At 38.9% G+C, this 6,774-nt stretch carries 6 protein-coding genes; 5 read left to right on the top strand and 1 reads right to left on the bottom strand.

Features of this window, described 5'->3' with window-relative positions; all coding sequences use genetic code 11:
* The 5 genes from E1176_RS08525 to E1176_RS08505 all read left to right on the top strand — a co-directional run.
* Positions 1 to 2,313: PAS domain-containing hybrid sensor histidine kinase/response regulator (locus E1176_RS08525; RefSeq protein WP_155210187.1), on the top strand; the 2,313-nt coding region annotated here is incomplete at its 5' end.
* Between the two features lie 6 nt (positions 2,314 to 2,319).
* Positions 2,320 to 2,694 carry a response regulator gene (locus E1176_RS08520; protein ID WP_155210186.1) on the top strand — a complete coding sequence of 125 codons (375 nt, stop codon included), beginning with the start codon at positions 2,320 to 2,322 and terminating at the stop codon, positions 2,692 to 2,694.
* Positions 2,695 to 2,970 (top strand): hypothetical protein, encoded by a 276-nt coding sequence (locus E1176_RS08515; protein WP_155210185.1) that lies wholly within the window; start codon positions 2,695 to 2,697, stop codon positions 2,968 to 2,970.
* Complete coding sequence (locus tag E1176_RS08510; protein ID WP_185152709.1) at positions 2,967 to 3,728, top strand: MBL fold metallo-hydrolase; 762 nt, start codon at positions 2,967 to 2,969, stop codon at positions 3,726 to 3,728. Before E1176_RS08515 ends, E1176_RS08510 begins: the two co-directional genes overlap by 4 nt.
* Positions 3,729 to 3,731: 3 nt before the next feature.
* Positions 3,732 to 5,291: an NFACT RNA binding domain-containing protein gene (locus tag E1176_RS08505; protein ID WP_155210184.1), complete on the top strand. Its 1,560-nt coding sequence runs from the start codon at positions 3,732 to 3,734 to the stop codon at positions 5,289 to 5,291.
* A gap of 51 nt (positions 5,292 to 5,342) precedes the next feature.
* On the opposite strand, the gene pyk is transcribed toward E1176_RS08505, so the two are convergent.
* Positions 5,343 to 6,773 (bottom strand): pyruvate kinase, encoded by a 1,431-nt coding sequence (gene pyk / locus E1176_RS08500; protein ID WP_155210183.1) that lies wholly within the window; start codon positions 6,771 to 6,773, stop codon positions 5,343 to 5,345.
* Position 6,774: the final 1 nt, after the last annotated feature.

Raw genomic sequence — 6,774 nt, 5'->3', positions numbered from 1 at the left:
CTTAAACAAAAGCTTAGAGAAGAGCAAAATAAAAATAGTGTAACTACCGCCATACTCGAAGGTGGAACACTTATCATATGGGCTGTTGATACAAATTTTAACCTCATCTCGTTTAACCAAAACTACTTTAACTCATTTATGAGTGGGCAAAATCAGCATGCCATTGCTGAGCTTGTTGATAATGATCTGGTAGAAAGCAAAGAAAAGGATTTTTGGAGTAAAAAGTATGTCGAGGCACTAGCAGGCCAATCGCTAAATTTTGAAATTAAAATCAATCTTAATGGTGAGGAAACATGGAAAGAGGTGTTCCTCAATCCTATTTATGAATCTACCGGTGAGATCTCAGGTGTAAGCGGCCTGGCTTATGACATTACTGAAAAAATGAACTCTAAACTGGCGCTTGTAGAAAGCGAAAAAATGTTTAGGAACATATTTCAGTCATTTCAGGACCTATATTTCAGGTGTAACTTCCAGGGTGAGATACTTATGCTGAGCCCTTCTGTAGCCGATATTACAGATTATACCGAAAGTGAGCTTCTTGGAAAAAACATTACCAACTACTACCTCTACAAGGCAAAAACCAAGTCTCTTTTACGTAAGCTGGCCAAAAACACAAGAGTAAGAAACTTTGAGGTAGAGATAGTCCATAAAAATGGTCGCATTATCAAATGCATATGCAACGTAAGGCTCATTTTTGATGATAGAAACAGACCTAAATTCATTGAAGGCGTAGCCAGAGACATTACAGAGCTGAAAGAGACTAATGAAAAGCTTTTAGTCGCCAAAGAATTGGCAGAGGAATCGCTAAAGGTGAAAGAGCAATTTCTGGCCAATATGAGTCATGAAATAAGAACGCCACTTAACGGAATCATTGGTATGATCCACCTTTTGGACTCACCAACACTCAACAAGGAGCAACAGCGTCATGTCAAGTCACTGAAGAGTTCATCTGAGATTTTACTCAACATACTCAACGATCTTTTAGATATTTCTAAAATAGAGGCAGGTAAGATGACAATTAAGTATCACCCTGTAGATGTGCCTGAGTTGATGAGTAAAATCAACAATCTTTACAAAGAACAGGCTACAGCAGGAGGCATATCTCTCAATGTCAATCTTGACTCTAAAGTGCCCCAGTTTATCTTTTCTGACGAAACCAAAATCTTACAGATTTTTTCTAACCTGGTTTCAAATGCGTTGAAGTTCACTCCGGAAGACGGCATGGTAGAGGTTTCTCTCAATGCGAAAGAAGTAAATAAAAACGGCACTGTATTACTTGAGGGAGTTGTTGCTGATACAGGTATAGGTATAGAGGAAAAGGAGCAACAACAACTATTTGATAGTTTCACACAGATCGACAGCTCGAGCAAAAAAGCCTATAAGGGCACCGGTCTCGGCCTACATATTTCTAAGCAATTGGTAGAACTCTTCAACGGGAATATAGAGGTTGAATCTACACCACAAGTTGGTAGTGTTTTTCGGTTTTACATTGAATCTTCCACAACACGCATAAGACCTGAAGAAAAAGGTGAAGAAGCCAAAATTTCAGGAATGCCGAAAATACTTGTGGTAGATGATAACGACATAAACCTCGATCTGGCGGCAGTTATATTAAAAAAGGCAGGCTGCAGTGTCACTACCTGCACAAGTGGAGCTCAAAGCCTCAACATGGTTCAAAACATGGCTTTTGATGCCATATTGATGGATATACAAATGCCTGATATTGATGGTGTAATGGCCACAAGAAACATCAGATCGATGCTCACCACCAACACCCCTCCTATTTTGGCCATGACGGCCTATTCTATGAGTGGTGACGAAGATAAATTTCTTAACATGGGCTTCGATGATTACCTGGCAAAACCGATTAAGCCCGATTTACTCATTCATAAGCTTCAAAAATGGCTCGATAAGAGCTATAAAATTGATACAGTAACCACGACAAAAACCGATCAAACCCAGGAGGATGGCGGCTCGATTAATATGGCCGTAATTAACAAGTTAAAAGAATACGGTGGTGAAGACACTATAAAATTGGCACTGTCAGAGTTTAATAGCGAATGCAAGCAACAGATTAAAGACAGCGAGAAAGCATTCCAGCAGAAAAACATTAAGGAAGTTTTAAATATTTTACATACCTTAAAGGGTAATGCAGGCACTTTAGGGGTTGAAAAGATGGCAGCTCAAGCTGAATTAATGGAAACCGAATTAAAAAAAGAAAAATATTCTATTTTTGAGGAAGAAATATCAAAACTTAAAGCGTTTTACGACAGTTTTAAAACAGATTTGAAATCGCTGTTCAACCAAAACTAAAAACAAATGTCAAAAAAAATATTACTTGCAGATGACAGCCCGGTAATACAGACCCTCTCAAAAAAAATATTTCAGGGCCAGGGGTATGTCATCAAAGGATTAAAGTCAGGATCTAAAGTGCTCGAAGAAGTCGAAAACAATGATTATGACGTAATTATCCTTGATATTATTCTGCCAGGTATAGATGGGATGGCATTGGCGAAGAAGATACGTGAGATGAAAGACGAAAAGAAAGCAAAGACACCCATCATTGCTATATCAGGCAACTACAAAAACTACACAAAAGAAGATTTTGACGAAGTTGGCATAAACGATTACCTAATCAAACCTCTTGACTATGACGCATTGGTAAATGCGGTAAAAAAATACGCCCCAAAATAAATGAGCATTAAATATTCAAAACATTTTTTAAATAAGCTTGAAGATTTAATAGCCGAAACCGACTATATTTTAAGGTACGAAAGAGGCAATTTCACCTCCGGGTGGTGCGTACTAAAAGACACCAAAATCATAATTGTAAACAAGTATTTTGCAACTGATGGCAAAATCAATTGTTTGCTAGACATCATCAAAACTGTTGAAGTAAAAAAGGAACAGCTCAGTGATAAAAACAAGAAATTGTATCACGAGCTATCTCAAATTGAGCTTAACCTGTGAGAGTTACTTTCCTGGGCACCGGCACATCACAAGGCGTACCTGTAATTGGTTGCTCGTGTGAGGTTTGTACATCACTAGACTTTAGAGACAAAAGGTTAAGAACTTCTATCCATATAGAAGTTGACAATAAAAGCTTTGTAATTGATACGGGCCCTGATTTCCGTCAGCAAATGCTTAGAGAGCACATACAACAGCTAGATGCCGTTATTTTTACTCATGAGCACAAAGATCACACTGCAGGCTTAGACGATATAAGGGCCTTCAACTTCAAACAAAGAAAAGACATGCCGATCTATGGTCGAGAACAAGTAATCGATCAATTGAAAAGAGAGTTTAGCTATGCCTTTTCTGAAAAGAAATACCCAGGTGTGCCTCAAATCAAAACAAAAGAACTTACTGGTGAGCCATTTGAAGTTGAGGGAGTAAAATTCACACCAATCGAAGTCTTACATTATAAATTACCGGTGTATGGCTATAGAATTAAGGATTTTACATACATCACAGATGCAAATCACATACCTGAAGAGCAAAAGGAAAAGATAAAAGGATCTAAAACACTGGTATTAAACGCATTACAGAAAGATCCTCACATCTCTCACTTCAATTTACAGGAAGCTATAGAAGTGGCCAATGAATTAGAAGCAGAGAATACCTATTTTCTTCATATAAGTCATAAGCTTGGCCCACACAAACAGGTGGCAGAAGAACTGCCTGAGAGTATTCACTTGGCATATGACGGCCTTTCTCTCGATATTTGAGGTGTGCACAACAATTACTATTTCCTTAAGCAGCTAACAGAAGCTATTACAGTCAGGTTAATTGGCAGTGAGCTTGCCACCTGCTTTTCACAAAACAAAAATGAATTGATACTGGGCTTTACCGGCCCTGATGGTGAGTTTTATATCAAAGCTCATTTAGACCCCACATTTTGTTGTCTATACTTTTCTGATGATTTTCAAAGGGCCCGCAAAAACAGCATAGACCTTTTCTCAGATATACTGGATCAGAAAGTTATGGGTGTGAAACAGTTTCTCAACGAGAGGTGCTTTGCATTGATCTTTGAAAATGACATGCAGTTGCTTTTCAAAATGCATGGCAACCGCTCTAACATCATCCTGTATAACAAGGATGGGCAAATTCTGAGGGTTTTTAACAGTCACTTAAAGAAAGACTTCTCTTTAGATATTTCTCAACTAGACCGCCCCATAGACCAGTCTAAAGAGGCCTTTATTAACGCTGAAGGTGACGTAAAAAAAGTGTTCCCTACTTTTGGTAAGGTAGTTATCAATTTTCTTAAAAATAATCGCTTTGAGCAATTAGACATTGATGCTCGCTGGGAGCTAATCAAGCAGGTTTTGCGACAATTAGAGCACGGGACTTATAGGGTGGTTGAGAAAGATTATTCCATATTTTTGAGCTTACTCGATGACCAGCCTGGCGAGATATTTCAATCCCCAATTGAAGCTATAAACAGGTTTTTCTTAAGGTTCATTAGCACTTATCAGCTAAGAAAAGAAAAGCAAAATATAGAATCACACCTTGCTAAAACCATCAAACAAACCACCAACTACCTTTCTAAAACACAGCAAAAACTCGATAACCTTGGCGATGGCTCAGGTTACCAACAACTGGCCGATATTTTAATGGCAAATCTGCACCAGATAGAAACGGGACAGCACGAAGTAGTTTTAAGCAATTTTTATAAAGACAATGAGCCAATAAATATTAAGCTCAAAAAAAACCTTTCTGCCCAGAAAAACGCAGAAATCTATTATCGAAAGGCTAAAAACCAAAGTCGAGAAATAGAAAACCTTGAAGACAGCATATTGTCTAAAGAAGCACTTCTTGAGGTTTACAAAAAGCATGAGGAGCTAATCTCAAAAATTGATGATTTGCGTGAGCTTCGCAACTATTTGAAGTCGCACAACCTCGAGCAGCAACAACAAAGTAAGCAACAAGAGACTAAACCTTTTAGTCAAAGAGAGTTTGGTGGCTACACTATTTACATCGGAAAAAACGCTAAAAGCAATGATAAAATGCTACAGGGTTACGCTTACAAAGAAGACCTTTGGTTGCACGCCAAAGACGTAAGTGGCTCACATGTCATTGTCAAGCATAAAGCCGGTCAGGGTGCTTTTCCTAAAAATGTTATTGAGAAAGCGGCTCAATGGGCTGCCTATCATTCTAAAAGAAAGACCGATTCGCTGTGCCCTGTAATCGTAACACCTCGCAAATATGTAAGAAAAAGAAAGGGAGAACCTGCAGGAGCAGTAGTGGTAGATAAGGAAGAGGTGATTATGGTTGTGCCTACAGCGGAGTAAATAAAAAAAGCTGCCTATCGGCAGCTTTTACGTATCTCATGTAGAAATCTTTTACTCTACGATATTTATTTTAACGGTATTTGTTCTACCTCTGGCATGTATTGGCATACTGGCAGTTGTAATAAATACATCGTCTTTCTTTATATGCCCTTTTTCCATCAGGATATTTTCTACATCTGCGAATGTATCGTCAGTCGATACTTCTTTATTGTAATAATACCCTCTTACTCCCCAAATAAGATTCATTGTGTTGAGTAACGGCCTATTGCTTGTGAAAATAAAAATGTTAGCTTTTGGCCTGTGGGAAGAAAGCTTGAAGGCTGTATAACCTGACTGAGTCATACCGATAATTGCTTTAGCCTTTGAGGCTTTGGCCAATCTACAAGCTGTGAGTACAAGCGTATTGTTGTAAAATAATGGATCGTCCTGATCAAGTGCATCGTGTCTAAAGTAAACATTAGCTTGCTTTTCAACGCTTGTAATGGTATTTACCATACTACGAATTACCTCAATAGGATACGCTCCGGCTGCCGTTTCTGCAGATAACATCAAAGCATCAGCACCATCCATTACTGCGTTTGCCACGTCATTTGTTTCTGCACGAGTCGGTCGAGGATTTTCGATCATGCTCTCCATCATCTGAGTAGCGATAATCACGGGCTTTGCCAGCTCATTACACTTACGCACGATCATTTTTTGCGCCATTGGCACTTCTTCCATAAAAATCTCAACACCAAGGTCACCTCTGGCTACCATTACGGCATCAGTCTCTTCGATTATAGCATCTATATTTTTAATAGCATCCGGCTTCTCAATCTTGGCGATGATCTTAGTATGCTTACCTCTCTCATCGATCATAGCACGTAGGTTAGTGATATCTTCAGGCTTTCTAACAAAAGATAGAGCCATCCAATCCACATCATTTTCCAGGCCGAACTCCAGGTCTTTTAAATCCTTCTCAGTAAGAGAAGGTGCCGAAACCTGAGTATAAGGCAGGTTTATTCCCTTACGAGACTTTACCTTGCCACCATACACTACTTTAGTAACTACTTCCCGTTCACTTACCTTTTCTACCTTTAATTCTATCTTACCATCATCGATCAGTATTACATCACCCTCTTTTACATCACTGGTAAGGCCCTGGTAAACTGTACTGGCACGCTCACTATTACCTATTACCTCATCTGTGGTGATGGTAAAAGTCTGCCCTTCTTCGATCTTTACCTTCTTCTCCATCTCACCAAGCCTGATCTTTGGTCCTTGTAGATCTTGAAGTAAGCTCACTGTGGTGCCCATTTCTTCATTGAGCTCCCGCACATATTGAATCACCTTTTTGTGATCTTCGTGAGTTCCGTGAGAAAAATTTAACCTAAAAACATCTACACCTTCTTTGATCAGGCTTTTTAACATTTCCCGTGAATTAGATGCTGGTCCAACGGTTGCAATTATTTTACTTTTATTAAAGTGTATGTCTTCTCTCATT

Origin of the sequence: Fulvivirga aurantia (assembly GCF_009711475.1) — a bacterium.
GTDB classification, from domain to species: Bacteria; Bacteroidota; Bacteroidia; order Cytophagales; family Cyclobacteriaceae; genus Fulvivirga; species Fulvivirga aurantia.
This window is presented reverse-complemented; position numbering and strand designations above follow the sequence as displayed.

What these genes read in the sequence shown, in the direction of transcription:
- E1176_RS08515 (WP_155210185.1), top strand. Translation starts at nt 2,695, where the DNA reads ATGAGCATTAAATATTCAAAACATTTTTTAAATAAGCTTGAAGATTTA.
- pyk (WP_155210183.1), bottom strand. Translation starts at nt 6,773, where the DNA reads ATGAGAGAAGACATACACTTTAATAAAAGTAAAATAATTGCAACCGTT.
- E1176_RS08520 (WP_155210186.1), top strand. Translation starts at nt 2,320, where the DNA reads ATGTCAAAAAAAATATTACTTGCAGATGACAGCCCGGTAATACAGACC.